The following is a 25,764-nucleotide window of genomic DNA, read 5'->3' as shown; positions in this document are numbered from 1 at the left end:
GGCGATGACCGCATCGACAGGAAGCAGCGACGAACCCACCGAGTCGTCCATCGAGGATGTGGGGCACCTGCGGGAGTCGGTTCGACCGCTCACCGCACTCGACGACGCGGAGCGGATCCATCGAACCGGCCGGATCGACGAGGCGACGTGATCGGCGAGGAGCAACGTTCCACCTGGACGCAGCACTCGCGACATTTCCGCGAGCGCGATGTCCGTGGAGGGGATGGCGCAGAGCGAGAACGTGCACACCACGGTGTCGAAAGATGCATCGGGAAAATCCAGAGCGTGAGCGTCCCCGAGAGCTAGGCGAGCGTCGGGTCTGACGCCGGCGGCCCGAGTATGCGCCTGCGCGAGCATGTCCGGGCTCAGCTCGATTCCGGTCAACGACGTCCCTGCCGGGTAGTGCTCGAGATTGAGTCCAGTTCCCACTGCGACCTCGAGAACCTTGCCTCGGGCGCGACTGCAGATCCAGGACCTGGTGTCGCGGAAGAGGACTCGGTCGAGAAAGGTCATGTGTTTGTCGTAACCGGCCGCTTGCTTGTCCCAGAATCGCTGCCACCGGGCGAGACGGTGCGTTGGATCGACGACCATCGCTCAGTGCTCTCGGCCGGGAGCGATGGGTGCCGCGGCGGTGCGTGAGGCCCCGGGCTCGGGGTGCGCCGCGAGATAACGCTTCTTGACCAGTTCCGATTCCTGCGCTTTGCGGGAGTTCGTCAGATCGCGCGGCAGCATGTGCCGTACGAGGCGGCGTTGCCGATTCTCTTCCATGTACGAGGCGGTGAAGAACACCGAGAGCAGGACCGCGAGAAGCACCATGGAACCACGCAGCCACAGCTCACCCGGAAAGAACATGAACACGGCGTAGATGGGAAGAAACGGAACCTGGCCGCGAATCAGGTGCCGAACGACGGCGTGATCACCCGTCAGATCGTTGGCCACCCAGTCCGTCATGGTCGAGGGAAGAGTGCGGCCGAAGGCGTAGCTGACCCACTGCCACGGCGTAGGGCGGGTCCTGTCGCGGTTCACCGGGTCGGCGTCATTGTGCTCTGGCGCATCCCCAGCCGCCGCATTGCCAAGCTGGCCGGGCACCATCCGACTGCCGAGTACAGCAGCAGATTCCCGCCGACGAATGCTGTCAGGGCATGCCAGCGGCGGTCGTGAAGGGAACCGGCGGCGAGGCTGGCGAGGATCATGGTGCCCGCCAGCGCGGGGACTGCGCGTTCGATACTCGGTCCGCCGGGGCCGGTGAGAGTGTCGGTGCATGACATGCGGTAGAGCCTCGCTTCTCTGCGTGTGGTGCGGTCGTTCGTGCATACCCTAGGGGGTAGAAGGAATGGTATCACCATACCCCTGGGGGTACTGTGTTACGGTTTCTCCATCATCCCGACCAGTAAGGACATGATGTGAGTTCTACGGACGTTCGAACCGACGAGAGTTCTGCAGACAGCTCGCCGCCAGGGATCACCGGGGGGCCGTTGGCGCGCTTCGGTGCGCGCATGGCAGGCAATTTCAAGTGGGTGGTGACCGCGTGGCTCGTGGTGATCATCGGATTGGGAGCGTTTGCCCCGTCGGTGTTCGGCTCTCTCGCCGGTGCCGGTTGGCAGGCCAATGGATCGGAGTCGGTCCAGGTTCGCGAACTCGCACAGGAGCACTTCGGCGGGAACTCTTCTGCCGCGATACAGGTTGTGGTGCACTCGGACACCGAGCAGGTGACGGATCCCGCTGTTGCGGCTGTCATTTCCGAGGTCACCGACATTCTGGCCGCTGACTCGCGGATTTCCGAGGTGATCCCCCCGCAACCGGGGATGTCGATCAGCCCCGACGGGCACACCGGAATCCTCATCGGTGGAGCGAACGGGACGACCGACGAGATGGTGAAGGCCGTCGACGATCTCAAGGGTGACTTGACCGCAGCCTCCACGGACTCGATCGAGGTCTACCCGACCGGAGCATCGGCGCTGTGGAGTGACTTCAACAAGGCCAACCACGACGCGATGATCAAGGCCGAAATCATCTCCTGGCCGGTCACATTGGCGATCATGGTGCTTGCGTTCGGATCGCTCGTCGCGGCAGGTCTGCCCCTGCTGTTGACGCTGGCCGGTCTGGTGGCATCTGCGGGTGGCTTGGTTCTGCTGAACGAAATCACGCCGATCTCGGTGTGGGCCATGAACTTTGCGATGATGTTCGCGCTGGCGCTCGGTATCGACTACGCGCTCTTCCTCGTCGTTCGATTCCGGGATGCGCTCCGTAAGACCATCGACGCCGGACGGATCGACCCGCAGCGTGCAGTGGCAGAAACGATGGACACGGCAGGCAAAGCAGTCCTGCTGTCCGGTCTGACCGTGCTGATCAGCTTGTCTGCCGTGCTTCTGGTACCGGCACCTGCTGTGCGCACGATGGCGGTGGGCATCATGCTCGCGGTGGTGTTCGTCCTCGCGGCCACCCTCACACTGCTCCCCGCAGTTCTGGGCAAACTCGGAGCCAAGGTCAATGCCGGGTCCCTCCCGTACGCGAAGCGACAGGTGCACCGTTCGCCGAAATTCGCGTCCTGGGGTCAGCTGCTGCACAAGCATCCGTGGCCGTTCGCCATCGGCTCGCTGTTGATTCTGGTGGCGCTGTCGATTCCGGCACTGGGCCTGAAGGTCGCCATGCCGTCCATTTCGGTTGTGCCCGAGGACGCTCCGGTCCGGCAGGGCTACGAACTGGTGCAGGCGCAGATGGGTGAAGGTGCACCAGGAATGCTGCAGATCATCGCCCCCACATCGGAGGCGGAGCAGACCGCACAGATCGCAGCGAGCGTCGACGGCGTATCGATGGTGACGCCGCCCATGCCCGCCATGGACGGATCCGACTTCGTCATGCTGCAGGCCATCCCGAACGTGGACCCGTCGGACCCCGCACTCGAGACCACACTCGACGCGTTGCGTGCCGAGCTGCCCGAGGGAGCGATCGTCGGCGGTGCACCCGCGGAGAACCTGGACCTGCAGACCGCGTTGAACGAGTATCTGCCGATCGTGGTGTCGGTGATCCTCGTACTCGGATTCCTGCTGCTGCTGATCGCACTGCAGGCACCGCTGATCGCCCTGCTGGGGACCGTGGTCAGCCTGCTGTCCACCGGAGCGGCCTTCGGTGTGGCGAAGCTGATCTTCCAGGACGGTCACGGCTCGTCGCTACTCGGATTCACCCCGCAAGGATTCCTGAACGGCTGGGGACCGGTGTTCTTCTTCGCGATGATCTTCGCAATCGCGATGGACTACACGGTGTTTCTGCTGTCGAGCGTCAAGGAACACTACGAGAACACCGGTGATCCGCACGGTTCTCAGGTCGACGGAATGGCGCATTCGGGTCGGGTTATCTTCGCGGCTGCCGCGGTGATGATCGCGGTGTTCTTCTCGTTCGCGCTCGCCGAACCACTGCCACCCAAGGAGATGGGAATCATCCTCGGCGTCGCCGTACTGCTGGACGCGATACTCATCCGCCTGGTTCTGCTGCCGGTGTTGTTGCGGTTGACCGGCCACGCCGCATGGTGGTCACCCACGTGGTTACGAGCAGTACTACCCAAGATCGGCTTCTCGCACAGCTGAGTGTCAGCAATCTCGAGCAACACAGTGGTGGCCGATACCGTCCGGTGTCGGCCACCACGACCACTCTTACCCCTAGGGGTAAACTGGAGTTTCATCGAACGAAGGACTGAACGACATGACCGGTGACACCGAAAGCATCGCATTGGTATTGAACCGTCTGCGGCGTGCGCAGGGTCAGCTTGCAGGAGTGATTGCCATGATCGAGAGCGGTCGGGACTGCAAGGATGTCGTCACCCAGCTGGCCGCGGTATCGAAGGCTCTCGATCGGGCGGGCTTCAAGATCGTGGCCACCGGACTCCGTGAGTGCATCACGGGCGCGGAGACGGGCGAGAAGATGACCGAGGCCGAGCTCGAGAAGCTGTTTCTCGCCCTCGCCTGACAACGGTCCGATCACCCCCGCATCGATGCACGGGGGTGATCGGAGCGAGGCAGGGTATTCGGTTCGAGGTGGGGTGATCGGGCCCGCGACGTGTCAGCTCCTGCGCGCTGGACCGGGCTGCTCGTCCGGGCGGGTGAACACCACACGTGCCCAGAGAACAGTGGAGAGCAACGCGGCCACCGCACCCAGATACAGTCCGATCGATGGACCTGCCACCGTCGCGGTCGGTGCCAGTGACTGACGCGCCCAGATCGCAAGCACACCGAACACCGTGGTGACACCGTTGCCCGCCAAAGCCAGAGCAGCCCACCGAAACCGCCGAACCAGTCGCGCGATCGAGGCCGCTACGACGGTGAACGTGAGAGTGAATGCGGTGAACAGCGTCGCCAACACGCCCGCTGACTCCGCGTCGGCGCTTTCGGTGCGCAGAAGAACGTCGTACCCGTGTGCGCCGCCGGTGTGCGGAAGCGCCATTCCGAGCACGGCCGCCGACACCAGAACGAACAGATACGGGGTGAGCCGGGTGATCACCACCTCCGGTATCACGCGTCGTTCGATGGCCTCGAACACCGACCGGTAGTGGCTCAGGTCGCCCTCGCGGTCGTAACTGTGCGGCGGTCGACCGTTCACGCTCGGCCGGTGAGAATGGCATTCCAATACAACGCCGGCAGTCCGCGTCTCTTGAGGAACCACATGTCGCGGCGTTCGCGGGTGGTGTCGATCAGCGGTATCGAGGGAGCCGGCTGCATCGTGTAGTCGAACTCGGCCAGAAGCATCGTCTTGCGAGAGGTGGTCAAGGGGCAGGAGGCGTACCCGCCGTACTGTGCGGTCAGTGGACGGCCGGCGATGCTCGCCTGCAGGTTCTCGGCAACCACGGGTGCTTGCTTGCGGATGGCGGCACCGGTCTTGGAGTTCGGTGACGATCCGGCGTCACCGAGGGCGAAGATGTTGTCGAACCTGTTGTGTCGCAGTGTGTTCTTGTCGATCTGGACGTATCCGGCTGGATTCTCGGGGTCCGCTATGGGGCTGGCCTTGATCCAGTCCGGTGCGGATTGGCGCGGTACGACGTGGAGCAGGTCGTAGGGTAGCTCGTCGGTGGTACCTGCGCTGTTATCAGTGATCGTCACCGATCGGCCGTCCGGGTCGACGGCGGTGACTTCGCTGTTCTTGCGCACCTCGATGCCGTAGCGCGCCACGACTCGTTCGAGCTCCTCGGCGAACACCGGTACCCCGAACATTCCGGGTGTGGGCAGGACGAGGACAACTCGGATGGCGTCGAGCACGCCCTGCTCTCGCCAGTAGTCGGCCGCGAGGTACGCGATCTTCTGCGGGGCACCCGCGCATTTGATGGGGCCGGACGGCATCGTGAACACTGCGGTGCCCGACCGCATCTTCTGAATCATCTGCCACGTCTTGGGCGCGAGATCGTAGCGGTAGTTGCTCGAGACCTGCGGGGTGTCGATCGATTCGGCCATGCCGGGCACCGAATCCCAGTCGAGCTGGATGCCGGGGCACACCACCAGGTGGTCGTAATGGATCGTAGTTCCCGAGGAGGTGCTGACCGTCTGGGCATCCGGGTCGACCCCCTCGGCGCGATCCTTGATCCAGCCGACGCCCTGGGGCATCACCGACGCCTCGCTACGCGCACTTTCCGCGGCCGGGGCGCGGCCTCCACCGACGAGCGTCCACAAAGGTTGGTAATAGTGGGTCTCTGCCGGCTCGATGATGCCGATGTCGGTCATTCCTGCTCGCCGCAGACGTGCCGCGAGCGAAATACCGGCGTTGCCTCCGCCGATGATCGCGACTTTGTGGTCGATGGTGTGCGCGGACATGTGGTCCTCCTGTTCGAGACACGAGCTCGGTGAGCTGTCTCGATTTCGGTTGGTGCCGGGGTGGTTCAGCTCGACGTCGGTGTGGCGCGAGCTGAGTGGTCACGACATTGGTGGTCACTGAGGCCAGGTGCACTGCATCCACAGCAGTCGTGCTGGAAGGTCATTCCGGCGTTCGAGCAGGTGGTGCAAGGACACGTGCCGAGGTGTACGTTGCCCTCTCCTTGATTGATCGTCCGGATGTACGTACATTATGGATGAGGCTAGTCGCCGATTCCGGCAAACGCCACACTCGGGACGAATGAAGTTTCCTCGTCCATCCCGAGTCGGCGAGTGCCGGACGACTGAGGAGGACGTGATGGTCGGCAACCGCTGCGGTGCCGCTGTGAGTCGTCGCGCCTCGCTGGATCGGCCGGTTCCCACGCCCCTGGGTGTTCGTTGGTATGCCGACCCAATCCACCTCCACCCCGTGAGATCGGGAGCGTGCGCCTCGCCGCACAGGACCTCTTGAAAATACCCCACGGGGTACCATGAATCTTGACACCTGTACGAACGCCGCCACGATCGACAAGGAGATTTCGATGCTTCTCGAACGCATCTACGACGAAGACCTCGCCCAAGCCGGATACTTCATCGGCTGTCAGGCCAAGGGGGAGGCAGTGGTGGTCGACGCCCGCCGCGACATCGGTGTGTATCTGGACCTGGCCGCTCGGCATGGCATGACCATCACCGCCGTGACCGAGACCCACATCCATGCCGACTACCTGTCCGGCACTCGCGAGCTAGCCGAGGCCACCGGGGCGGTCACCTACGTCTCAGGAGAGGGCGGCGACGACTGGCAGTACGGCTTCGAGGCCGAACGCCTCCACGATGGTGACACGCTGGCTCTGGGTAACATCACCGTGCAAGCCGTTCACACGCCCGGTCATACCCCGGAGCACCTCTCGTTCCTGGTGACCGACGGTGCCTTCGCCGATGCTCCGGGATACATGTTGACGGGCGACTTCGTCTTTGCCGGCGATCTCGGCCGACCGGACCTACTCGACGAAGCTGCAGACGGTGTCGACACCCGGTTCGAGGGTGCCAAACAGATCTTCCGCAGCCTGAAGCGATCGTTTGTCACGCAGCCGGACCATATCCAGGTCTTTCCGGGTCACGGTTCGGGCAGTGCCTGCGGAAAAGCTCTCGGCGCGCTCCCGTCGACCAGCGTCGGCTACGAACGCCGTTTCGCTTGGTGGGCCGGGTATGTCGAGCGCGACGACGAGCAGGGCTTCGTCGATGAGATGCTCGACGGCCAACCGGATGCACACGCCTATTTCGGCCGGATGAAGCGTCAGAACAAGCAGGGCCCGGTCGTTCTCGGGCCACTCTCTCCGCTGCACGAGTACGACTCCGCAGACTTGGCACGCGCTCTCGACTCCGACGAGGTCGTCCTCCTCGACACCCGCGGCCACGATGAGGTGCACGGCGGCGCTGTCCCCGGAGCGCTCAACATCCCCGGCATCGGCAAGGCAGCCTCGTTCGGTGCCTGGGTCTACGACCCCGAGCGAGAGGACACTCCACTGGTGGTGCTCGCCGAGGACCGCACTGTCGCCGACGAGCTCCGTGATCACCTGCTGCGGGTCGGCATCGATACGGTGACCGGGTACGTCACAAGTCTACGAGGACTCCCCATGACGACACCCGAGACAATCGGTGCGGACGAGCTGGATTCGTTCGACTCGGCAATGGTGCTGGACGTGCGCAACAAAACCGAACACGCCGACGGCCACATACCTGGCTCCGAACAGCTCAGCGGCGGCCGATTGCTGTGGAACCTCGACGGACTGCCCACGGGCGGACCGATCGTGACCTATTGCCAGAGTGGCGTCCGTAACGCGGTCGCAGCCAGCGCCCTGCGCCGCGCCGGCTACCGAGTTGTCGAACTCGAGGGCAGTTACGCCGCCTGGGCCGAGCGCAAGCTCGAAACAGTCTGATCGAACACGCCCGAATCGGGGGCGGTCGTGCTGTCCGCCGCCGGTTCGGTCCTGTGCTCGCCCTGTCGGCTCGTTGCCACCTGCGGTAGAGCAGACCCCGGGGCGACACTCCCGATCCGGTACCCGACTGGGAAGCGAGGTGATGCCGCGTCGCTGCGCCGACGGATTCGCCAGGTTCGGCGCGATCTCCACCAGGAGCTCGTTCGTGCTCGGCGAGAACTTTTCTCGATGCGAGGGTCGTCTCGTTGCGTGTCGACGACGCCGACGGATGGTCCGTCGGGGGACGGGGGAGCTGCGGTCCCCGAGATCCTCGGTCGACATCGCTTCGACGCGTAGGGAGCATCACCGCCGTCCGTACGGATGTACGTACATTTGTTGTACAGTGGCCCCGAGGGTCAGCAGCAGGCGGCTCGAATTCGGATTCCGACACAGATCGACAGGAGGGCCTCTGATGGTTGAACCAGATCGCAGTGCCGCGCTCGACCGCTCCAGTGCGATGCCGCTGTGGGCGCAACTGCATGCCGATCTGGTCCGCCGAATCGGTGACGACGAATTCGCCGGCTCCGAGTTCCCGGGCGAGCATGCGTTGACGACGAGCTACGGCGTCAGCCGTCACACCACCCGCGAGGCCCTGCGGCACCTGCGGAACGAAGGAATCCTGATTGCAGAGCGTGGCCGGCCTTCTCGGTTGGCGGCTCCGCCGGTGATCGAGCAGCCACTCGGTGCGCTCTACAGTCTCTTCGCTGCTGTGGAAGCCACGGGTGTTGCTCAGCACAGCGTGGTGCGTGCACTCGAACTGCGGACCGACCCCGCGGTGGCCGCTACCTTGCAGGTCGGTCCCAAGGCTCCGCTGCTCTACCTGGAGCGCATCCGTATGGCAGGGACCATGCCGTTGGCGCTCGACTATGCCTGGTTGCCGGGGGATCTGGCACGCGACCTCCTGGATGCGGACTTCACTCACACGGCTCTGTACATCGAGCTCGAGAAACGCTGCGGCATCCGCCTGACCGGTGGCCGCGAGGACGTCACTGCCGTCGTCCCGGATCCGGAGGATGCGGCAGCACTCGAACTCGATTCGAAGACCGCCGCGCTGTCGATCCGCCGCTTGGGCTGCATGAATTCCCGGCCGGTGGAGTTGCGGCACACAGTGATTCGAGGAGATCGGTTCACCGTCTCGGCCACGTTCTCACCGAGCGAGGGCTATCGCTTCGTGCCGGCCACGCCGCTGCACGCCCTGTAAGCACCCACTGATCCAAGGAGCGTTGTTCATGACTGAAGCACCACCGGAAGCCGATCCGGCCGCCGCACACGCACTGATCGCCGAATCAGGAGCCATCCTGATCGATGTCCGCGAGGACGACGAATGGGCAGCCGGCCACGCCCCGGACGCCGTCCATGTACGCCTCGGCGATCTCGATCCTGCTGCCTACCCTCCTGATCAGAAATTGGTCGTGGTGTGCCGCTCGGGCGCTCGGTCGAGCAAAGCTGTCGCGGCCCTCACTGATGCCGGTCGCACAGCGCACAATCTGTCGGGCGGAATGAAAGCGTGGCACGAAGACGGCCGCCCTGTGGTCCGCGATGACGGCACCCCCGGCGCAGTGATCTGACATGATCGCCACCCTCGCGATCGCAGTCGCCGCAGGGATTCTCATCGGGCTCTCCCTCGGCGCACTCGGTGGTGGGGGATCGATACTGACTGTTCCTGCCCTGGTGTATCTCCTGGCGGTCGAACCGCAATCGGCAACGAGCGCCTCGCTGATCATCGTCGGAATCACCTCGATCATCGCGGCCGTCAGCCATGCGCGAGCACTGCACGTTCGGTGGCGGGCAGCGGCAGTGTTCGGAATCCTGGGCTCGGTCACCGCCTTCGGTGGATCGATCCTCAACCGATCGGTCGACCCGCAGATCTTGCTGCTCGCGTTCGCGGCACTGATGATCGTCGCCGCCGGCGCGATGCTGCGCCGCACCAGGCGCGGACACGATACGGACCTGCCGACACCGAACCCGGCCGAGACCCCGGGAACACGCCCGAGCGCCGTCGCGGTCGCCACCAAGCCCGCAAAAGTGAAGATCACCGCGTCGCAGGTAGTCAAGCTGGTCGCCTCCGCGCTCGTCGTCGGCTTCCTCACGGGTTTTCTGGGAGTGGGTGGCGGCTTCCTCATCGTCCCCGCTCTGGTTCTGGCACTGGGCTACTCGATGCCCGTCGCGGTCGGAACGTCACTGGTGATCATCTCCATCACCAGCGCGGGGGCCTTCATCGAACGCCTCGGCACGGGTGCCGCCATCCCGTGGGAGATTGTCGTACCGTTCACCCTCGCGGCAATTGCAGGCTCGTTCGCAGGAAAAGTCATCAGCGACAAAGTCACTGCCACCACACTCACCCGTAGCTTCGCCGCCCTGTTGCTCGCCGTGGCCGTCTACGTCACCGTCCAGGCCTCCATGGCCCTGTAACGCACATCGTTGTGCATCACAGCCTATTTCTGCGCACGCAAATGCGGCGCATCGCACACCTGGATCGAGGAGATCGTCGATGACCGCACTGATTCCCCGCCCTGAGGCGGCCAGGCCGTATCCGATGCGTCACGAGCCGAAGGGCTCGACGCTGTTCCAGCTGGTGACCACCACCGATCACAAGACGATCGGCAAGATGTATCTGGTCACCTCGTTCGGGCTCTTCCTCATCGGCGGGTTGATGGCGCTGCTCATGCGCACCGAACTCGCCGTACCGGGGTTGCAGTTCCTGTCCAACGAACAGTACAACCAGCTCTTCACCATGCACGGCACGATCATGCTGCTGCTCTACGCCGTCCCTGTCGCATACGGATTCGCCAATTACATTCTGCCGCTGCAGATCGGGGCACCCGACGTCGCGTTCCCGCGACTCAACGCGTTCGCGTACTGGCTGTATGTCTTCGGATCGCTGATCGTGCTCGCCGGGTTCATCACCCCGGGAGGTGCCGCGGACTTCGGGTGGACCGCCTATACGCCGCTGACGAGCGCACTGCATTCCCCCGGTGTCGGTGCCGACCTGTGGGTACTGGGCCTGATCCTGTCCGGCTTGGGCACGATCTTGGGTGCGGTCAACTTCATCACCACCGTGGTGTGCCTGCGCGCACCCGGCATGACTATGTTCCGGATGCCGGTCTTCACCTGGAACATGCTCGTGACCTCGGTGCTGGTACTGCTGGCGTTCCCGACCTTCGCGGCCGCGTTGGCCGGGCTGGCCTTCGATCGACACTTCGATGGTCACGTGTTCGACCCGGCGACCGGGGGAGCGGTGCTCTGGCAGCACCTGTTCTGGTTCTTCGGCCATCCCGAGGTCTACATCGTCGCGCTCCCGTTCTTCGGCATCGTCTCCGAAATCTTTCCGGTCTTCAGCCGCAAACCCATCTTCGGCTACAAGGGTCTGATCTTCGCCACCCTCGGCATCGCAGCGCTCTCGATCACGGTGTGGGCGCACCACATGTACGCCACCGGAGCTGTTCTGCTGCCGTTCTTTTCGTTCATGTCCTTCCTCATCGCCGTGCCGACCGGGGTGAAGTTGTTCAACTGGATCGGCACCATGTGGCGAGGACAGGTCACCCTGGAAACCCCGATGCTGTTCAGCATCGGATTTCTGATCACGTTCCTGTTCGGCGGACTGACCGGTGTGCTGCTGGCCAGCCCCCCGATCGATTTCCACGTCACCGACACCTATTTCGTGGTGGCGCACTTCCACTACGTGCTGTTCGGGACCATCGTCTTCGCCACCTACGCCGGGGTGTACTTCTGGTTTCCCAAGATCACCGGACGCATGCTCGACGAACGCCTCGGCAAGTGGCACTTCTGGACGACGTTCGTCGGGTTCCACATGACGTTCCTGGTCCAGCACTGGCTCGGCAACGAAGGGATGCCGCGCCGATACGCCGACTACCTGCCCTCCGACGGATTCACCACCTTGAACCTGATCTCCTCGATCGGAGCGTTCATCCTCGGGCTGTCCACGCTGCCGTTCGTGTGGAACGTGTTCAAGTCCTACCGATACGGCGAGGTCGCCACCGTCGACGATCCGTGGGGCTACGGCAACTCTCTCGAATGGGCCACCACCTGCCCACCGCCCCGCCACAATTTCACCGAAATACCCCGGATTCGCTCCGAGCGGCCGGCGTTCGAGCTGCACTACCCTCACATGGTCGAGCGCATGCGCACCGAAGCCCACGTCGGGCTGACGGGCCACACCGCCGACGTGCGGGCACCCTCCGAAATCATCGCCGACGGCGTCGAAGAGGGCACCGCCAGCGGGACCCCAGAGGACAGACGGTGACGAGCACGCGGAGACTGCGCTCGACAGGTGCCGCTGTCCTGGTACCGGGGCGAGTGTCGTACGCGATCGCGGTCGCCATGGGGTTCTACGTGCTCGCGCTGATACTGGTGTTCACCTTCCTCGTCCCTCGACTCTCACCCGGGTCGGCGACCGCTGTCACCGCTGCCGTGGTGGCCGGCTTCGCGGTGCTGCTGATGGCGGCGATGATGTTCGCAGCCCGCACACCGCTGCATCCTGCAGCGGTGTCTCCGGTCCGCGACACGGCGGCGGAGCGAGAGGACGACATCGTCGAAGGGTGGGCGGTGGTCCTGAGCATCGACATCGATTCACGACGGGTGGAACTGGAAGTGACGGTGCCCGGGTCCGGAACGTACCGGTGCGATGTGCGTGCAGAACGGTCGACCGTCCGCGCACTGGTGACCGGTGCCACTATCTCGGTGTGGGTCGATCCTCATCATCGTCGGTCGTTGACCTTGGTCGGGGTCGGTCCGAGCATCGGCGACGATACCTCCGGGAACGGGCGTTGCTGATCGAGCAACCTCGCCCGCACCCCGCGGCGGCGCAAATCCGGGGTCGCAGACGTCGATCGCAACTACCCTCGACTGCCCTCCGGACGGCTGGCTGCGCCGGTGGCCGACGTGAGTGTGCCTGCGTGACATCGATTGTCCCGCGACGGAGCCCCCGCTTGCCGGCGATGGCGAGTGTGGTCGTGGTGTTGCACCTGATCGGGTGGGGGCTGTTCGTTCACTACGATGCGGACCTGCGCATGCACGGTCCGACCGGTCGACGCCGCGACAGGCGAGACCACGAAGACCGGGACCGCGACAACCGAGATCGCGAAGAAATGTGACTCGGGTCGCAGCCCTGGCAGGATCAGGGCTGCGGACCGCGATCTACTTCTTGGAGAACATGCGGGAGAACAATCCCGGTGACTTCGGATCGGAGTCGTGCCCCTTGCAGCGATTGGACGCCGGAACGCCCCGCATCACCTGATCGACGTGTTGACCACATCCCGCCCAGGTCGTTTTTCCGCATTTCTTGCACGTGACAGCCCTGCACATGAGTCTCTCCTTCGGTCGATAATTCACTTCCCAATATACCCTATGGGGTATCTGATTCTGGGTGTCGGGGATGATCGGTCATCGCGGTGGGCGGGGTCCGCCCAAGTGGGCGACGTCGCAGACGAACTGTTCGGGTACCGCGCTGGTCCACGGCCGCAGGCCGAGTGCGGTCTTGATACCGATCAGGGCCTGTGCGATGGGTGGGCACCGGCGACACTGCCGCAGGTGCGTATCGATGCGGGCCGAGGCGTCGACATCGAGACGCCCGTCCAGGTAGTCCGATGCCGCGGCGAGTGTGCGCCGGCACGCCTGGGAGTCGTTTCGCGGGTGTGCGGGACCGTTGTCGAGGGCGCGTAGCAGCTTCACCCGTGCGCGGTGGATGCGCTTGTACACCGCCGCGGTGGTGAGCGCGCCGACCGCACCGATCTGTGTCGCCGTCCAGCCCTCGCCGTCGTGCAGTGCCAGGACCATTCGATCCTCGACGGTCAACGTCGCCAGCGCCGCTCGCACCGTGGACCGATCGCTGAGCGCCTGCGCCACCGTCTCGGGATGCTCGAGGTCGCTGATCGGTCCATCGATGTCGCCCGTGCCCGACGGTTCGGTGCGCTGATTCTCCGCGCGTGCGGCCACATCGCGGGCACGATTGATCGCGATTCGATACAGCCACGTCGAGAGCGCCGATTCGGATCGAAACGTTCTCCGGTTGCGCCACGCGCGTTCGAGGACGTCCTGCACCAGATCGTCGGTATCGGCCGGTGATCGTGTTATCGCGGCTGCGAAGCGACGAAGAGTCGTGCCCTGGTCGATCAGATCGCGCGCGAAGCGCTCGTCGTATGCCGCGCTGTCGAGGTCGGGGCTGGGCTGTTCGCGCGAGGAGCCGCGGATTGGTCCACTTCGGCGTTCTCGCCCGTCCAACAGTGAAAGTCCCTCTACAGAACTGGAATCATCATGTCGTTCGTCGAATTCATGCGCAGTACTGCCGGACGCGCACCGCGCATCGTCGTGGGAATCGCTCTGATCGTGGTCGCCGTCGCACTCGGCGGTGTCGGGGGCATCGTGGTGGGAGTGATCGGCGGCGTCTTCGTTCTGACCGGGGTGATCAACGTGTGTCTGCTCGGCCCGCTGTTCTCCGTCGATCTTCGAGGTCGACCCAAGACGTCCTGAACAGGGCGCGCGGGCGGGCAGCTCAGAAATGGGGGATCACCTTGAACGCGGTGTACCCGTCGCTGCTCTGGGCCAATGCGACACCGTTCGAGGTCACTGCTGTCGGTGCGGCACTCGGTGATGTACCGGTGACGCGGCCGGAGGTCGCATCGATGGCAGTCACCCCCGAGTCCGACGCGCCGTAGACGACGCCGCCGACCAGAGCGAAGCGGTCGGCACCGGGAAATTGATCGGCGGTGAAACCTCGGGTGCCGTATTGCTCGAACAGGACAGCGATGCCGTCGTCGGTGAGGTCTGCGGTGGTGATCATCGTCGCCCCGCTACTGCTGTCGGCGGTCACCACCATCGGACTGCGGCTACCGCTGATCCATCGGATCTCGGCATCGGAGAGTCGATAGACCGCCTGGATCGGTTCGGGACGGGTCGGGATCGTCCATGCCACGACCACTGCATTGCCGGCGGTGGCGACGAATCGTGCGGTCCCGGGGATCGCTGCGGGGGGCGGGGTGAGGGTGTCGGTGGACCAGGCGGTGTTGCCGGTGTCGGCGGTCACGATGCGCGCTGTGTCGCCGTCGACGGTGACCGCGTATCCACCGGATTCGGAGATCGCACCCGTCAGGTCGGTGCGGTGTCCGTCGGTTGCCGAGATGGCGGCCACGGCCGCGGGCTTTGCTGTCTGCGAGCAGTCGGCGTCGATCAGCAGCCCGGACCCGGTCAGGCAGCCTGCAGTGGAGACCGGACCCCATACGAGGTCGCCGGTGCGGGTATCGCGGGCGGTCATCGTGGCCGGTGCACCCGAACCGGGATCATCGATGTCCTCGGTGATCAACAGCTCACGGTTGTGTGTGCTGGTCACCGCGAACTTGTCGCGATCGGCGGGTACGTCCACGCCGAACCGTGGTGTGCCGGTGTCGTCGAGTACCTGCACCCGGTGCGAACCGGATGCGTCCGAGGAGTCGACGACTCCGACGAACCCGTCCTTGACGATCTTCGGCTGCGACAAGAACGGGATCGACCACAATGCCGTGTCTCCGAAGCCCGCGGGCGGCGCGGACGGCGACGACGGGTGCGCCGCCGGATCAGTGCCCGTGGCCTCTCGAGCAGGCGAGGAACTGCATCCCGACACCACCGCGACGGCGCACAGTGCAACGGTCCCGATCGCCGCCGCCGCTCTGCCGATACGGTGCGCACCCATCTACGTGGTGGTGCTGTCTCCGCCGAGTGCCATGATCGCGCTCTGCAGCAGTGCTGTGGCCCGGTCGGCGACCTCGGCCAGGCCCGCTGCATCCGAGAGCCCCACCATCACCTGGGGGTTCATCGCTTCGACGATGGTGCTGCTGCCGTCGGCTCGCACCACCACGTTGCACGGCAGCAGCAACCCCACCTGCCGATCAGTGTCGATCGCAGCCTTCGCCAACTGCGGATTGCACGCGCCGAGAATGACGTAGCGTTCGATGTCGGCGTCGATCTTGCTCTTCAACGTCGACTGCATGTCGATCTCGGTGAGCACTCCGAACCCTTGTTCGGCGAGTGCCTCACGGGTTGCGTCGACAGTTTCCTCGAACGGCATGTCCACTCGGGTACCGATGGCCAATTCGGTCATAGTTCGTTCGGTTCCTTTCGATCGGTTCGGGTGTCGGTCACGCGATGGTCGGTGCGCGGGTGAGCAGGTGCTCGGTCATACTGCGCAGGACGCGGAGGTGCAGTCGCGTTTGCGCCATCGGACGATCACCGCTGCCGTCAGCATCGCCAGGGACACCCCGGCGAGGATGGGTTGTATCGGTGCCCACAACCCCAGTGCACCCGAGGTGCCGAGCGCGAGAAGTACCAGCTTGTTGCACACCGGACACCCGACGGCGAAGAAGGTCAGTACGACACCGAGAGCGGCGGGTGTGCCGGTCCGCTCGACCCGCGCGGGTTTGTCGATCCCGAACCACAGTGCGGTCAACAGGGCAGTGGCCAGCAGAACTGGAAGCTCCCACGCCCGCACCGGCACCTCACGGCCGAAGACCGGCGTGTCGATGATGTCGGTGGGAATGCCCACTACCAACACCGTGACCGCACCGGCGACGGTGCCGCGTGCCGCCCGTATCCCCCAACGCCCGTACCGAGCGATCACCTCGTCATCGGAACGGCCTGCGGTTTCGACGACGAGGCGGTCGGACGTGGCGGGCTCGGTCATCAGCGAGTATCTCCTACGGGTTGTAGTTGTGTGAGTAGGGTGACACTGTGAGGGTATACCCAGATGGGTATCGCTGCCAGTATTGCCGACTGCCGAAAGGTATTGCATGACTTCGACATCTCGCTCCACTCGCCGACGAGACATCGTGCTCCTGGCCATCGCCGTGGTGGTGGCGGCCGTGCTCGTGGGAGCTCTCGTGCTCGGAACGACAGGTGACGGCGAGCAGTCGGAGGCGGCACCGGACGCCGGGTCGAGCAGCGTGAGCGGCCCGCCGGTGATGGGACCGCTCGGCGATCTGGCGCACCGCGAGCCCGATGATCCGATGGCCCTCGGCGACGTCGACGCCCCGGTGGTGATGATCGCCTTCTCGGATTTCCGGTGTCCGTTCTGCGCCCAGTTCAGCCGGGAAACCGAGCCGCAGCTGATCGATCGATACGTCGATACCGGCACCCTGCGCATCGAATGGCGAGATCTACCCATTTTCGGGCAACAATCATTCGATGCGGCCCGGGCCGGACGCGCCGCCGCCGCCCAGGGCAAGTTCTGGGAGTTCACCCGCGCCGTCTACGCCGATGCACCCGAGACCGGTCACGCGGACCTGACACTGGAGACGCTGCAAAGCTACGCGCAACAAGCCGGGGTACCGGACTTAGCTCGGTTCACCGCCGCCGCCACCGGCACCGCATTCGATGCCGCGATCACCGCCGACTCCACCGAAGCGCAGTCGCTGGGTATCCCGGCCACTCCAGCGTTCTCGGTCAACGGTGATCCGGTTCTGGGCGCGCAACCGTTCTCGGAATTCGTCGATCTGATCGACACCGCAGCCGGCGCGTAGGGCGGCCCACGATGTCGCAGATCGGACTTCTCGGAGCATTTCTCGGCGGGCTGCTGGCACTTCTCAGTCCATGCTCGGCCCTGCTACTTCCTTCCTTCTTCGCGTACGCCTTCGACGGGGCCGGCAAGCTCGCCGGCCGCACCGGGATCTTCTACCTCGGGCTGGCAGCGGTCTTGGTGCCCCTCGGTGCCGGAGTCGGTGCCATCGGCTCGGCGATCACCCGGTATCGCGAGGTCACCACGATGATCGGCGGCGTGGTCATCATCGCCCTCGGAGTGATGATCATCGTCGGTCGCGGCTTCGCGCTGGGGTCCGCTCAGAGAGCAGCCGCGCGCATCGACGTCTCCTCCACCGGATCGGTGTTCGCCCTCGGCGCGGTCTACGGGCTCGCAGGGTTCTGCTCGGGACCCCTGCTCGGCGCGGTCCTGACCGTTGCCGTCGCCGGCGGTCAGGCCGTATACGGCGGAGTGCTCATGGCACTCTACGCAGCGGGGATGGTGATACCCCTGTTCGTGCTGGCGCTGGTCTGGGACCGATTCTCGCTCGGATCACGAACGTGGCTGCGCGGCAAGGAAATCAGCATAGGACCGCTGAAAACGCACACGACGTCTCTGATATCGGGGGTGCTTTTCATCGGTATCGGAGTGCTGTTCCTGCTCACGGAGGGCACAGCGAACCTCGGCGGCGTCATGGGGGTCGACAGTCAGTACTCGCTGCAGGTCTGGATCAGCGACGTGGCCGACGCGGTACCGAACACCGCAGTGCTCCTGATCGCAGTGCTGGTGATCATCGCAGTCCTGACGGTACGCATCGTCCGTGGTCGAGACCGCGACACCGCAGCCGAGTCCTCCGAGCTCGGTGAACGCGAGAACCGAACTCTCTGAGACGGTGTGCCTACGACACTGGAGCGGGGATGTGATGTCAGGTGTAGAGCTGTGACCACCCATCTCGCTGACGGCGAGCGAGATGGAGCACTGCAGCGAGAACCACTTCGACACCCATCAGCAGATCGTCGTCACCGAGCCCTCTGCCCTCCAGACTGTTACGGCATGCTTTCACCGTGATGGAGGCCGAATCGATCAACGCCCGCATCTCCAATGAGATATCCGAACACCGCAGGGCCGCATCGAGGCCCGGTCCGAAGCACACGACTTCGATCGTCACCAGCTCGGTCGCAGCATCGAGAAGGTTGTGGATCGCCCGCACCACGGCGGTGGGTGTGGTGTTGACGGCGAACACCACACGCAGGGGAGTCGGATGATCGGTCACGTGAAGGCTCCGTTCTTCAGATCACGGTGAGCTGCGGTGCCCCACGGCTGTGCATGGAGAAGAACATCGATGGCCCGACCTTCGCCGACAGGGCGGACCAGATGTTCCAGCTCGTGGACCTGCAATCCGCTCGCGGCGCGGGCGAGGTCGTCGATGGCGGGCAGGATCGACGGATCGGGTGGGCCTCCGACTCCGTGAGTGAAGTTCTCGAGCGCATGACCGAGATACAACAGCCGTCCACCCGGTGCGAGCCAGCTTCCTGCACCGGCAAGGACGGCAACCAACTCGTCGACCGGTAGATGCAGGAAGCCGATGGCCACCAGATCCACCGGGCCGGGTGGCTCCCAGGCCCGGACGTCGGCGACGGTGTAGTCGATCGACCGGTCCTCCCCGCCGCTGCGTGCGAGTTCGATTGCCACAGAAGAAAAATCGACAGCGTGCACTGTCCACCCCGCGTCGCCCAACCATCGAGCGTGGCGCCCGTCCCCGCACCCCAAATCGACCGCCCGACCAGGGGTCAGCTCCGCAAACCGCGCAGACAGTGCCGCCGCCGGGGCCGACCCCCACGGATGCTCGACGCTGCTGTACCGAGCATCCCAGTCCGACGAATTCACTGATTCACGCCTTTCCACTGTTGACCACCGCTGGGTCGGACAACCCGACGCGTCGACGAAGCTGTGAGTCACTTCACTGTACCCCGGGGGGTAACAGTGTGAACGGGTGCCCTGGTCAGGGCTGCGCGGTCAACCGCAGATAAGGCTTCAAGGTTCGATATCCAGGGAACCGTGTTGTTGCCTCGTCGTCGGAAACGCCCAGTCCGATGATCACGTCTTGACCCGGCTGCCAGTCGGCGGGCGTAGCCACTGGCTGACCGTAGGTCAGTTGCAAGCTGTCGATCGCGCGCAGAATTTCCGTGAAGTTGCGGCCGGTGGACATCGGGTAAGTGAGGATCAGCTGTATCGACTTGTCCGGGGCGATGACGAACACCGAACGTACGGTGGCCGCCGCGCTGGCGCTCGGGTGAATCATGTCGTAGAGCTCGGAGACTGCGCGATCGGTGTCTGCGATCATCGGGAAATTCACTGCTGTGCCTTGCGTTTGACCGACATCGCCTTCCCATGCCAGATGCGAATTCACCGAGTCCACAGAAAGGCCGAGTAGCTTGACTCCACGTCGGTCGAACTCAGGTTTCAGCCGCGCTGCCGCACCGAGTTCGGTTGTGCATACGGGCGTGAAGTCACCGGGGTGGGAGAACAGCATTCCCCACGATTCTCCCAGCCATTCGTGGAAGGAGATCGTTCCTGTGGTTGTAGCGGCGGTGAAATCCGGAGCTGTATCGCCCAATCGAATACTCATCGGTGGCTCCTCTCAATTATCGGTGGAGCATAAATGATCGATCATTTATGATCGTACATGTGAAAGTCCCCTCGGAGTCGACGGATGCTCGGTCAAAGACAGGGCAGGGCGTCACGGTGACCGGTCTGCCCGAACAGATCAAAGATCTGCTGTGGGAACGAATAGCCGATGGCACGTACTCGCCAGGAGATCGGTTGATCGAGACGCGGATCGCTCGTGAGCTCGGCGTGAGCCAAGGTCCCGTCCGTGAAGCTCTTCGGCAGTTGGCCGGAATGGGCCTGGTGGTCTTCGAAGCCCACCGCGGGTGCCGAGTCAGACGGGTCGACCAGGACGAGCTCGATGAGGTGTCAGTGGTGCGCGCAGCACTGGAAGAGACAGCAGCACGACTTGCAGCCGGTCGCGGCATGGCGGTGGACCGCATTGCCGATGAAGTCGACGGTATGCGCTCCGCCGCCGTCGCCGCGAACGGTCGAGCATGGGTCGCGCACGCTATGGCATTCCATCGGCTCATCGTCGCGGCCTCCGGCAACAGCACACTGCTGTCGACGTGGGAGCATCTGTCGATCGAAGGTCGAACCGCTCAACTCGTATTGGCACCAGGATTCGACATGGGTGCCAGCACGGAACAGCACCAAGTAATACTCGAAGCGCTCGGTGCGGGCGATGCCGAAAGGGCCGCTCGGCTGTCCCGCGAACACGAAGAGACCTTCATCTGCGGCGACCCCACGTCAGATTGAGCGGAGGGCGCGACCACAACGACCGCAGCTGCCTCTGCTACGCGGCCCGTCACCTATCCAAACGGCAAGGCCGGTTCGGTGGATTCGGACGTCAAGCGACGCTATGCGCGATCCACATCCAGCCATAGTGACGGTGTATGAAACCCGTGCTCAGTTATTCGAAGATCGAACAAACCCGAACCGCGCCCCCCGGGGGGGTAACGCGCCCTCTTATCGGAGGATTCCGTAGCACTCGCTCACGCCGCTCACTCTGATTCCGTTTGTCGGTGAGACGGCTGCTGGCTTCGTCAACGAGATTGTGGACATCACTCTTTAAGCTATGGCGACTTAGTCGACCCTCTAGTGCAGTCCACTTCTGACACAGTGCAGTCGTCTTCTGAAACTGACAGCAGTGGTGCCGACGACCCTCAGGAGGCCTGCCGCTGTGGCGTCTCGCCACACCACCTTTATACCCTACCCCCCTAGGGTAATCAATGGGTGGAGGTGGGTTGAGCTTCGGTGGGGGCGGAGACGCTGAGCCATCCGCGGCGGTGCAACATCAACAGGGCGGACGCCGCCGCCATGCCGGTGAGGACTAGAGCGATCCACACCAGTTCGGGCATGTCGCGGGTGGTGGCCGCGCTGAACAGCCACCCGGTCGCGGCGTTGCCGAGCAGAATCCCGATCCCGACGATGGTGTTGTAGAGCCCGTAGTGGGTGGCGACAAGCGTGCCGCGGGCCAGTCCCACCACCGTGTCCATTTCGAATGGGAACACTGCTGCGGTGGCGGCGGCGAGCAGAGCTGCGGTGAGTAGCAGGGCGGCGATGTTGAGGGCGATGTTGCGCTGATGCGTTGCGGTGCTGGCGACTAGGGGCAGGAAAGCTGCAGCCATCAGCGTCATTCCCACGCTCAGGCTGCCGGTACTGCCCCAGCGGTTGCCGAACCATGTGGTGATGCGTAGCTGGCCGGCGATGGCCACCAGACCGGTCACCACGAACATTGCGGTGACAACACTGGTGGCGAGGGTGGGGTTGTCTGCTATGCGGTCGGCATGTAGGGGCAGGGCGAGGTAGACCTGGAAGGACAGCACGTACGAGCTGGCCATCGCCACAGCGAAGAGCAGGAATCGCCGGTTACGGACGACGCTGCGCCAGTCCTGAATGATTGAGGTGCTGCTCGGGGCCGGTGCTGTTGCGGGTAGCGCTTTGATCTGCACGAGGGTCAGGACCGCGAAAACTGCTGCCGCACAGAGAGAGGTGAGCCGAAAATCCAAAGCGGTCAGGGCTAGTCCGACCAGCGGCCCGAGCAGGATCCCGGCCTGGTAGAACACGTTGAACACGGCGAATGCTTCGATGCGCCGCTCACCGGCGTCGGCGGCCAGGTAGGCCCGTACGGCGGGGTTGAACAGCGCCCCGGCGAATCCCGTTGCCGCCGAGGCGATCAGGATCGCCGGCAGCGAACTGACCAGGGCCAGTAGGACGAATCCGATGACCCTCATCAGGCATCCGGCGATGATGAGCGGTTTGTAACCCCAGCGGTCAGCGAGTGTTCCCCCGATCAGGAACATGCCCTGTTGGGAGAAGTTGCGTATCCCCAGGACCAGGCCCACTGCCCATGCGGCCAGGGCCAGCGGGCCGGCGAGGTAGGCGGCGAGGTAGGGCATGAGCATGTAGAAGCCGAGATTGATGGTGAACTGATTGACCATCAGCACTTGGCTGGGGCGATCGAAGCTGCGGAAACTGCGGTAGATGCGTCGCATAGATCAGCTCGTGGGCTCGGCGTGCGGCACGCAAGTGGGGTCGATGATGGTAGGGCACCGCGTCCAGCTGCTCGCGACCTGAGTGAGCGGATCGCTGATGGTGCGGGGTTCAGTGGGCGGCGCCGGGGCGCCGATCAGGTCGTGAGCGCGGCAGTACTCATCGTTGTAAATGGTTCCGTAGTAGCGAGCGGGGCCATCGGGGAACACCGCCGCGATGCGCGTATCGGCCGAACGAGTACGCGCCAGCCAGCCCGAGACCAGGGCCACCGCGCCCACGCTCCAGCCGCCGGTGGCGTACTGCGTGGCGGCCAGGGTGCGGCATGCCCAGACTGCCTCGGCCGGCGCCACCCAGTGCACCTCACTGAACTGGTCATAGGCAACGTTACGGGGGTAGATACTCGAGCCGAGTCCCCGCATAATCCGTGACTGTGCCGGCTGGCCGAAAATCGTCGAGCCAATGGTGTCTACGCCCACAACCTCCAGCTCAGGGTTGAACTGCCGCAGAGTATGAGCCACACCGGCTGAGTGCCCACCGGTGCCCACCGAACACACCAGCACATCGATATGGCGCAGCTGCGCGATCAACTCCACACCCAACGAGCTGTAACCGGTCACGTTGTCGGGATTGGAATACTGGTCGGGACACCACGCAGCCTCGTCGAGTGCGAGCAGGGCGCGCACACGGTCGCGGCGGGCTTGTTGCCAACCCCCGACCGGGTGGGGCTCGCTGACGACATCGACCCGGGCGCCGTAGGCGGCGAGCATCTGCCGCAAGATCGGTTCCAGTCCCGGATCGGTCACCAAGGTCACCGGATGACCGAACACAATGCCCGCTAGCGCTAACCCCAATCCCAGTGTGCCGCTCGTTGATTCGATGATCTGCGCCCCCGGGGCCAGCTCGCCGCGGGCGCGGGCGCGTTCGACCATGTGCAGCGCCGGCCGGTCTTTCATGCCACCGGGGTTGAAGCCCTCCAGCTTGGCCCAGAAACCGTGCCCGTGCTCGGCAAAGGGTTCTTCGATCCGCAGTACCGGGGTGCCGCCGACCAGCTGACGACTCAGCCCAGCACGGCGCGATGTGGCCTCGGCAGGGAAGGTGGTGGCGAATGGATCACTGGTGGTGAGGCTGTAGGAGACAGTCACACGGGCATCCTCTGCATCGATGGACAGGATGTCGCCGGGCCGAAAGCAGATCAACAGTGTGAGAGGGAACTGGGACATATCGTTCGGCGCGGCGACACCGCCACCTTGCCCACTCAACCTCAAGGCTGATCGGCGGTCGGGATCAAGATCTGCTCAAGAATGCCCGCGGGGTTGGATGGTCGTGTAAACCACCGCCACCATAGGGACGTGCCTCATGACCGCGTCATCGTCGACGACGACCTTCGTGGGCCGGCGGCCCGACCACCGCACGGGCTACACGCGCTGGTCATCGAAGATGAGCCTGACATCGCCGAGGTTGTCGCCGACTACCTGCAGCGCAGCGGATTTGTGGTCACCATCGCCCACGACGGCCAAGAGGGGATCGCCGCCGCACGCACGGTGAGTCCTGCGGTAGTCATCCTCGATCTGGGTTTGCCCTCGATCGACGGCGTCGAGGTGTGTCGGCAGTTACGCACCTTCACCGACGCCTACATCGTGATGGTCACCGCCCGCGCCGACGAGGTCGACACCATCATCGGTCTCGCGGTTGGAGCCGACGACTACCTCACCAAACCGTTTCGTCCTCGTGAGCTGATGGCGCGCATCGACGCCATGCTGCGCCGTCCGCGCCCGACCTCGGCGGTAGACACAGCACACCCGCGGACACTGGGGGAGCTGACCCTGGACCCACAAGGCCGTGAAGTGCGGGTACAAGACACACTCGTGGAACTGACCCGCACCGAATTCGACGTTCTGGAAGCCCTGAGCCGACGGCCCGGTGTGGTGTTCAGTCGAGAACAACTGCTCACCGAAATCTGGGGACCCAACTGGGTCGGCGATGCCCACGTTGTCGAAGTTCATATCGCCAGCCTGCGCCGCAAACTCGGCGACAGCGCCGCGGCCGGTCGATTCATCCGTACCGTGCGCGGCGTGGGCTACCGGATGGGTGACGGCCAACCTCGAGGAGACAGCCATGAACGGTGATCGACGACGGGCACGTATCCCGGGCAGCTTCGGCTCCCGGTTGATGCTGGCCCAGGCCATCGTGATCGGCGGCGGCGGCATCAGCGTCGCGATCGTGGCACTGTTCGTCGCGCCGCACACCTTCCACGATCACCTCGGCCAGTCCAGCCTCGAACCGGGATCAGCACAGGCCGAACACGTCGAGGCCGCATTCACCTTCTCCATCGTCGTCTCGATGACCGCAGCCCTGGTCACCTCGACGATCCTGGCCACGGCCGTCAGCTGGTTCCTGGCTCGCCGCGTACAACAGTCAGTCGCCAGCGTCGCGCGCTCGGCTGTGGCGATCGGCGCAGGCAACTACCGCACCCGTGTTCCCGATCGCCAGCTCGGCACTGAGTTCACCCAGCTCAGCCGAGCCATCAACCAGCTGGCACAACGTTTGAACTCCCAGGAAGACATCCGCAAGCGGATGCTGTCAGACCTCGCCCACGAACTGCGCACCCCGTTGACCACCATCGGCGCGATCACCGACGCCCTCGAGGACGGTGTCCGCGCGCCCGACTCCCACACCTTCGACGTCGTGCGCACCGCCACCACCCGGTTGCAGCGCCTCGCCGAGGACATCGCGACCGTATCCAGCGCCGACGAGCATCAGATGCCATTGCAACCCTCGACGATCACTGTCAATGAACTACTCATCGCGACCTACGAAGAAGCCGCCGAGCTGTTCACCGACGCCGGCGTCACGCTGGGCATCGTCACCACCGCCGCGCGCGTACACATCGATGTCGATGCCGAACGAATGAGCCAAGTACTGCTCAATCTGCTCACTAACGCGCTGCGACACAGCTCCCCGGGCCAGCGGGTCGTAGTGAAAGCCGACACCGCCCCGGCACACGCGGTGCGCATCAGCGTCGTCGACTGCGGGGACGGGATTCCCGCTCAACACCTTCCACACATCTTTGACCGCTTCTACCGCACCGACTCCTCACGGACCCGAGACGCCGGCGGCAGCGGTATCGGACTCACCATCGCCCGCTCCATCGTCGAAGACCATGGGGGCACCTTGCTCGCCGAAAGCCTGGGAACCGGGCACGGAGCCACCTTCACCATCACGTTGCCGACCACAACACGACGTCACATCCACCGCAGCACCCCTGGAACCGAATTCTCCGCAGCCATCGAACACCGCCCGCCTCGCGGCGCTGCCGATGCGCTCCAACGGGACCGAGCTACTAACTGAGGTA

At 64.5% G+C, this 25,764-nt stretch carries 29 protein-coding genes and 1 pseudogene; 15 read left to right on the top strand and 15 right to left on the bottom strand.

Going from position 1 to position 25,764, the window contains the following annotated elements; all coding sequences use genetic code 11:
- The first annotated feature begins 4 nt into the window (after positions 1-4).
- The gene (locus AC3B6C_RS25450) at positions 5-151 is read left to right on the top strand and encodes a hypothetical protein (RefSeq protein ID WP_175404389.1); all 147 of its coding nucleotides are present in this window, start codon (positions 5-7) and stop codon (positions 149-151) included.
- A 14-nt stretch (positions 152-165) separates the two neighbouring features.
- Here the strand turns inward: AC3B6C_RS25450 and AC3B6C_RS25445 are convergent.
- The 3 genes and pseudogenes from AC3B6C_RS25445 to AC3B6C_RS25435 form a co-directional block, all read right to left on the bottom strand.
- Positions 166-513: pseudogene (locus AC3B6C_RS25445) on the bottom strand (class I SAM-dependent methyltransferase); the annotation flags it as partial.
- Between the two features lie 81 nt (positions 514-594).
- Positions 595-1,092, bottom strand: coding sequence for a DUF5313 family protein (locus AC3B6C_RS25440; RefSeq protein ID WP_231742688.1), 498 nt, complete (start codon positions 1,090-1,092; stop codon positions 595-597).
- Positions 1,023-1,193, bottom strand: coding sequence for a YgaP-like transmembrane domain (locus tag AC3B6C_RS25435; protein ID WP_374100926.1), 171 nt, complete (start codon positions 1,191-1,193; stop codon positions 1,023-1,025). The genes AC3B6C_RS25440 and AC3B6C_RS25435 overlap by 70 nt, the downstream gene beginning before the upstream one ends.
- Positions 1,194-1,496: 303 nt before the next feature.
- On the opposite strand from AC3B6C_RS25435, the gene AC3B6C_RS25430 reads away from it, so the two are divergent.
- Both AC3B6C_RS25430 and AC3B6C_RS25425 read left to right on the top strand, forming a co-directional pair.
- On the top strand, positions 1,497-3,584 hold the full coding sequence (locus AC3B6C_RS25430; protein WP_058253864.1) for an MMPL family transporter: 2,088 nt from the start codon (positions 1,497-1,499) through the stop codon (positions 3,582-3,584).
- 115 nt (positions 3,585-3,699) lie between these two features.
- The gene (locus AC3B6C_RS25425; protein ID WP_058253865.1) at positions 3,700-3,963 is read left to right on the top strand and encodes a metal-sensitive transcriptional regulator; all 264 of its coding nucleotides are present in this window, start codon (positions 3,700-3,702) and stop codon (positions 3,961-3,963) included.
- A 93-nt stretch (positions 3,964-4,056) separates the two neighbouring features.
- Here AC3B6C_RS25425 and AC3B6C_RS25420 read toward each other — a convergent pair whose 3' ends face one another.
- Both AC3B6C_RS25420 and AC3B6C_RS25415 read right to left on the bottom strand, forming a co-directional pair.
- A complete protein-coding gene (locus AC3B6C_RS25420; RefSeq protein ID WP_058253866.1) occupies positions 4,057-4,593 on the bottom strand; it encodes an Rv2732c family membrane protein in 537 nt (178 codons plus the stop codon).
- Positions 4,590-5,795 carry an NAD(P)/FAD-dependent oxidoreductase gene (locus tag AC3B6C_RS25415; RefSeq protein WP_058253867.1) on the bottom strand — a complete coding sequence of 402 codons (1,206 nt, stop codon included), beginning with the start codon at positions 5,793-5,795 and terminating at the stop codon, positions 4,590-4,592. The genes AC3B6C_RS25420 and AC3B6C_RS25415 overlap by 4 nt, the downstream gene beginning before the upstream one ends.
- Before the next feature lie 578 nt (positions 5,796-6,373).
- On the opposite strand from AC3B6C_RS25415, the gene AC3B6C_RS25410 reads away from it, so the two are divergent.
- The 6 genes from AC3B6C_RS25410 to AC3B6C_RS25385 all read left to right on the top strand — a co-directional run bounded on the left by AC3B6C_RS25410 (position 6,374) and on the right by AC3B6C_RS25385 (position 12,601).
- Positions 6,374-7,768 (top strand): MBL fold metallo-hydrolase, encoded by a 1,395-nt coding sequence (locus AC3B6C_RS25410; protein ID WP_058253883.1) that lies wholly within the window; start codon positions 6,374-6,376, stop codon positions 7,766-7,768.
- Positions 7,769-8,219: 451 nt separating this feature from the next.
- Entirely contained in the window at positions 8,220-9,008 is a 789-nt protein-coding gene (locus tag AC3B6C_RS25405) for a GntR family transcriptional regulator (protein ID WP_058253868.1), read from the top strand.
- 28 nt (positions 9,009-9,036) lie between these two features.
- Positions 9,037-9,375: a rhodanese-like domain-containing protein gene (locus AC3B6C_RS25400; protein ID WP_082653028.1), complete on the top strand. Its 339-nt coding sequence runs from the start codon at positions 9,037-9,039 to the stop codon at positions 9,373-9,375.
- Between the two features lies 1 nt (position 9,376).
- Positions 9,377-10,219 (top strand): sulfite exporter TauE/SafE family protein, encoded by an 843-nt coding sequence (locus AC3B6C_RS25395; RefSeq protein ID WP_058253870.1) that lies wholly within the window; start codon positions 9,377-9,379, stop codon positions 10,217-10,219.
- 79 nt (positions 10,220-10,298) lie between these two features.
- Entirely contained in the window at positions 10,299-12,071 is a 1,773-nt protein-coding gene (gene ctaD, locus AC3B6C_RS25390; RefSeq protein ID WP_058253871.1) for an aa3-type cytochrome oxidase subunit I, read from the top strand.
- The gene (locus AC3B6C_RS25385) at positions 12,068-12,601 is read left to right on the top strand and encodes a hypothetical protein (protein WP_058253872.1); all 534 of its coding nucleotides are present in this window, start codon (positions 12,068-12,070) and stop codon (positions 12,599-12,601) included. Before ctaD ends, AC3B6C_RS25385 begins: the two co-directional genes overlap by 4 nt.
- Positions 12,602-12,964: 363 nt before the next feature.
- Here the strand turns inward: AC3B6C_RS25385 and AC3B6C_RS25380 are convergent, their stop codons facing one another.
- Positions 12,965-13,132, bottom strand: a complete 168-nt coding sequence (locus AC3B6C_RS25380; RefSeq protein ID WP_085950765.1) for a hypothetical protein — start codon at positions 13,130-13,132, stop codon at positions 12,965-12,967.
- 78 nt (positions 13,133-13,210) lie between these two features.
- On the bottom strand, positions 13,211-14,047 hold the full coding sequence (locus AC3B6C_RS25375) for a sigma-70 family RNA polymerase sigma factor (protein ID WP_240199324.1): 837 nt from the start codon (positions 14,045-14,047) through the stop codon (positions 13,211-13,213).
- A 33-nt stretch (positions 14,048-14,080) separates the two neighbouring features.
- Between AC3B6C_RS25375 and AC3B6C_RS25370 the strand changes: the two genes are divergently transcribed.
- The gene (locus AC3B6C_RS25370; protein ID WP_058253873.1) at positions 14,081-14,296 is read left to right on the top strand and encodes a YgaP-like transmembrane domain; all 216 of its coding nucleotides are present in this window, start codon (positions 14,081-14,083) and stop codon (positions 14,294-14,296) included.
- A gap of 22 nt (positions 14,297-14,318) precedes the next feature.
- On the opposite strand, the gene AC3B6C_RS25365 is transcribed toward AC3B6C_RS25370, so the two are convergent.
- From AC3B6C_RS25365 to AC3B6C_RS25355, 3 genes are all read right to left on the bottom strand, one after another.
- Positions 14,319-15,491: a PQQ-binding-like beta-propeller repeat protein gene (locus AC3B6C_RS25365; protein WP_058253874.1), complete on the bottom strand. Its 1,173-nt coding sequence runs from the start codon at positions 15,489-15,491 to the stop codon at positions 14,319-14,321.
- The gene (locus AC3B6C_RS25360) at positions 15,492-15,899 is read right to left on the bottom strand and encodes a DUF302 domain-containing protein (protein WP_058253875.1); all 408 of its coding nucleotides are present in this window, start codon (positions 15,897-15,899) and stop codon (positions 15,492-15,494) included. It lies immediately after the preceding gene.
- Between the two features lie 75 nt (positions 15,900-15,974).
- Positions 15,975-16,478, bottom strand: a complete 504-nt coding sequence (locus tag AC3B6C_RS25355) for a hypothetical protein (protein ID WP_058253876.1) — start codon at positions 16,476-16,478, stop codon at positions 15,975-15,977.
- A 106-nt stretch (positions 16,479-16,584) separates the two neighbouring features.
- Here AC3B6C_RS25355 and AC3B6C_RS25350 point away from each other — a divergent pair, with 106 nt between their 5' ends.
- Together AC3B6C_RS25350 and AC3B6C_RS25345 are read left to right on the top strand one after the other, a co-directional pair.
- Positions 16,585-17,313, top strand: coding sequence for a DsbA family protein (locus AC3B6C_RS25350; protein WP_058253877.1), 729 nt, complete (start codon positions 16,585-16,587; stop codon positions 17,311-17,313).
- Positions 17,314-17,324: 11 nt separating this feature from the next.
- Entirely contained in the window at positions 17,325-18,197 is an 873-nt protein-coding gene (locus tag AC3B6C_RS25345) for a cytochrome c biogenesis CcdA family protein (protein WP_058253878.1), read from the top strand.
- Between the two features lie 37 nt (positions 18,198-18,234).
- Here the strand turns inward: AC3B6C_RS25345 and AC3B6C_RS25340 are convergent, their stop codons facing one another.
- The 3 genes from AC3B6C_RS25340 to AC3B6C_RS25330 all read right to left on the bottom strand — a co-directional run bounded on the left by AC3B6C_RS25340 (position 18,235) and on the right by AC3B6C_RS25330 (position 19,938).
- Positions 18,235-18,582: a DsrE family protein gene (locus AC3B6C_RS25340; protein ID WP_058253879.1), complete on the bottom strand. Its 348-nt coding sequence runs from the start codon at positions 18,580-18,582 to the stop codon at positions 18,235-18,237.
- Positions 18,579-19,196, bottom strand: coding sequence for a class I SAM-dependent methyltransferase (locus AC3B6C_RS25335; RefSeq protein ID WP_058253880.1), 618 nt, complete (start codon positions 19,194-19,196; stop codon positions 18,579-18,581). Before AC3B6C_RS25335 ends, AC3B6C_RS25340 begins: the two co-directional genes overlap by 4 nt.
- Before the next feature lie 115 nt (positions 19,197-19,311).
- Positions 19,312-19,938: a peroxiredoxin gene (locus tag AC3B6C_RS25330; RefSeq protein ID WP_058253881.1), complete on the bottom strand. Its 627-nt coding sequence runs from the start codon at positions 19,936-19,938 to the stop codon at positions 19,312-19,314.
- Positions 19,939-20,054: 116 nt separating this feature from the next.
- Here AC3B6C_RS25330 and AC3B6C_RS25325 point away from each other — a divergent pair, with 116 nt between their 5' ends.
- Positions 20,055-20,675, top strand: coding sequence for a GntR family transcriptional regulator (locus AC3B6C_RS25325; protein ID WP_175404390.1), 621 nt, complete (start codon positions 20,055-20,057; stop codon positions 20,673-20,675).
- Between the two features lie 470 nt (positions 20,676-21,145).
- Here AC3B6C_RS25325 and AC3B6C_RS25320 read toward each other — a convergent pair whose 3' ends face one another.
- Entirely contained in the window at positions 21,146-22,414 is a 1,269-nt protein-coding gene (locus AC3B6C_RS25320; protein WP_205334123.1) for an MFS transporter, read from the bottom strand.
- A gap of 3 nt (positions 22,415-22,417) precedes the next feature.
- Positions 22,418-23,554, bottom strand: coding sequence for a PLP-dependent cysteine synthase family protein (locus tag AC3B6C_RS25315; protein WP_488376451.1), 1,137 nt, complete (start codon positions 23,552-23,554; stop codon positions 22,418-22,420).
- Positions 23,555-23,713: 159 nt separating this feature from the next.
- On the opposite strand from AC3B6C_RS25315, the gene AC3B6C_RS25310 reads away from it, so the two are divergent.
- Together AC3B6C_RS25310 and AC3B6C_RS25305 are read left to right on the top strand one after the other, a co-directional pair.
- Positions 23,714-24,538, top strand: a complete 825-nt coding sequence (locus AC3B6C_RS25310) for a response regulator transcription factor (protein WP_006438348.1) — start codon at positions 23,714-23,716, stop codon at positions 24,536-24,538.
- Complete coding sequence (locus tag AC3B6C_RS25305; protein ID WP_006438349.1) at positions 24,528-25,760, top strand: sensor histidine kinase; 1,233 nt, start codon at positions 24,528-24,530, stop codon at positions 25,758-25,760. The genes AC3B6C_RS25310 and AC3B6C_RS25305 overlap by 11 nt, the downstream gene beginning before the upstream one ends.
- Positions 25,761-25,764: the final 4 nt, after the last annotated feature.

This window comes from Gordonia sp. 11cp (genome assembly GCF_057767225.1).
This window is presented reverse-complemented; position numbering and strand designations above follow the sequence as displayed.

What these genes read in the sequence shown, in the direction of transcription:
- AC3B6C_RS25410 (WP_058253883.1), top strand. Translation starts at nt 6,374, where the DNA reads ATGCTTCTCGAACGCATCTACGACGAAGACCTCGCCCAAGCCGGATAC.
- AC3B6C_RS25365 (WP_058253874.1), bottom strand. Translation starts at nt 15,491, where the DNA reads ATGGGTGCGCACCGTATCGGCAGAGCGGCGGCGGCGATCGGGACCGTT.
- AC3B6C_RS25395 (WP_058253870.1), top strand. Translation starts at nt 9,377, where the DNA reads ATGATCGCCACCCTCGCGATCGCAGTCGCCGCAGGGATTCTCATCGGG.
- AC3B6C_RS25415 (WP_058253867.1), bottom strand. Translation starts at nt 5,795, where the DNA reads ATGTCCGCGCACACCATCGACCACAAAGTCGCGATCATCGGCGGAGGC.
- AC3B6C_RS25380 (WP_085950765.1), bottom strand. Translation starts at nt 13,132, where the DNA reads ATGTGCAGGGCTGTCACGTGCAAGAAATGCGGAAAAACGACCTGGGCG.
- AC3B6C_RS25345 (WP_058253878.1), top strand. Translation starts at nt 17,325, where the DNA reads ATGTCGCAGATCGGACTTCTCGGAGCATTTCTCGGCGGGCTGCTGGCA.
- AC3B6C_RS25360 (WP_058253875.1), bottom strand. Translation starts at nt 15,899, where the DNA reads ATGACCGAATTGGCCATCGGTACCCGAGTGGACATGCCGTTCGAGGAA.
- AC3B6C_RS25450 (WP_175404389.1), top strand. Translation starts at nt 5, where the DNA reads ATGACCGCATCGACAGGAAGCAGCGACGAACCCACCGAGTCGTCCATC.
- AC3B6C_RS25405 (WP_058253868.1), top strand. Translation starts at nt 8,220, where the DNA reads ATGGTTGAACCAGATCGCAGTGCCGCGCTCGACCGCTCCAGTGCGATG.
- AC3B6C_RS25320 (WP_205334123.1), bottom strand. Translation starts at nt 22,414, where the DNA reads ATGCGACGCATCTACCGCAGTTTCCGCAGCTTCGATCGCCCCAGCCAA.
- AC3B6C_RS25330 (WP_058253881.1), bottom strand. Translation starts at nt 19,938, where the DNA reads ATGAGTATTCGATTGGGCGATACAGCTCCGGATTTCACCGCCGCTACA.
- AC3B6C_RS25440 (WP_231742688.1), bottom strand. Translation starts at nt 1,092, where the DNA reads ATGGTGCCCGGCCAGCTTGGCAATGCGGCGGCTGGGGATGCGCCAGAG.
- AC3B6C_RS25400 (WP_082653028.1), top strand. Translation starts at nt 9,037, where the DNA reads ATGACTGAAGCACCACCGGAAGCCGATCCGGCCGCCGCACACGCACTG.
- AC3B6C_RS25370 (WP_058253873.1), top strand. Translation starts at nt 14,081, where the DNA reads ATGTCGTTCGTCGAATTCATGCGCAGTACTGCCGGACGCGCACCGCGC.
- AC3B6C_RS25310 (WP_006438348.1), top strand. Translation starts at nt 23,714, where the DNA reads ATGCCCGCGGGGTTGGATGGTCGTGTAAACCACCGCCACCATAGGGAC.
- AC3B6C_RS25305 (WP_006438349.1), top strand. Translation starts at nt 24,528, where the DNA reads ATGAACGGTGATCGACGACGGGCACGTATCCCGGGCAGCTTCGGCTCC.
- AC3B6C_RS25435 (WP_374100926.1), bottom strand. Translation starts at nt 1,193, where the DNA reads ATGATCCTCGCCAGCCTCGCCGCCGGTTCCCTTCACGACCGCCGCTGG.
- AC3B6C_RS25350 (WP_058253877.1), top strand. Translation starts at nt 16,585, where the DNA reads ATGACTTCGACATCTCGCTCCACTCGCCGACGAGACATCGTGCTCCTG.
- ctaD (WP_058253871.1), top strand. Translation starts at nt 10,299, where the DNA reads ATGACCGCACTGATTCCCCGCCCTGAGGCGGCCAGGCCGTATCCGATG.
- AC3B6C_RS25355 (WP_058253876.1), bottom strand. Translation starts at nt 16,478, where the DNA reads ATGACCGAGCCCGCCACGTCCGACCGCCTCGTCGTCGAAACCGCAGGC.
- AC3B6C_RS25425 (WP_058253865.1), top strand. Translation starts at nt 3,700, where the DNA reads ATGACCGGTGACACCGAAAGCATCGCATTGGTATTGAACCGTCTGCGG.
- AC3B6C_RS25430 (WP_058253864.1), top strand. Translation starts at nt 1,497, where the DNA reads ATGGCAGGCAATTTCAAGTGGGTGGTGACCGCGTGGCTCGTGGTGATC.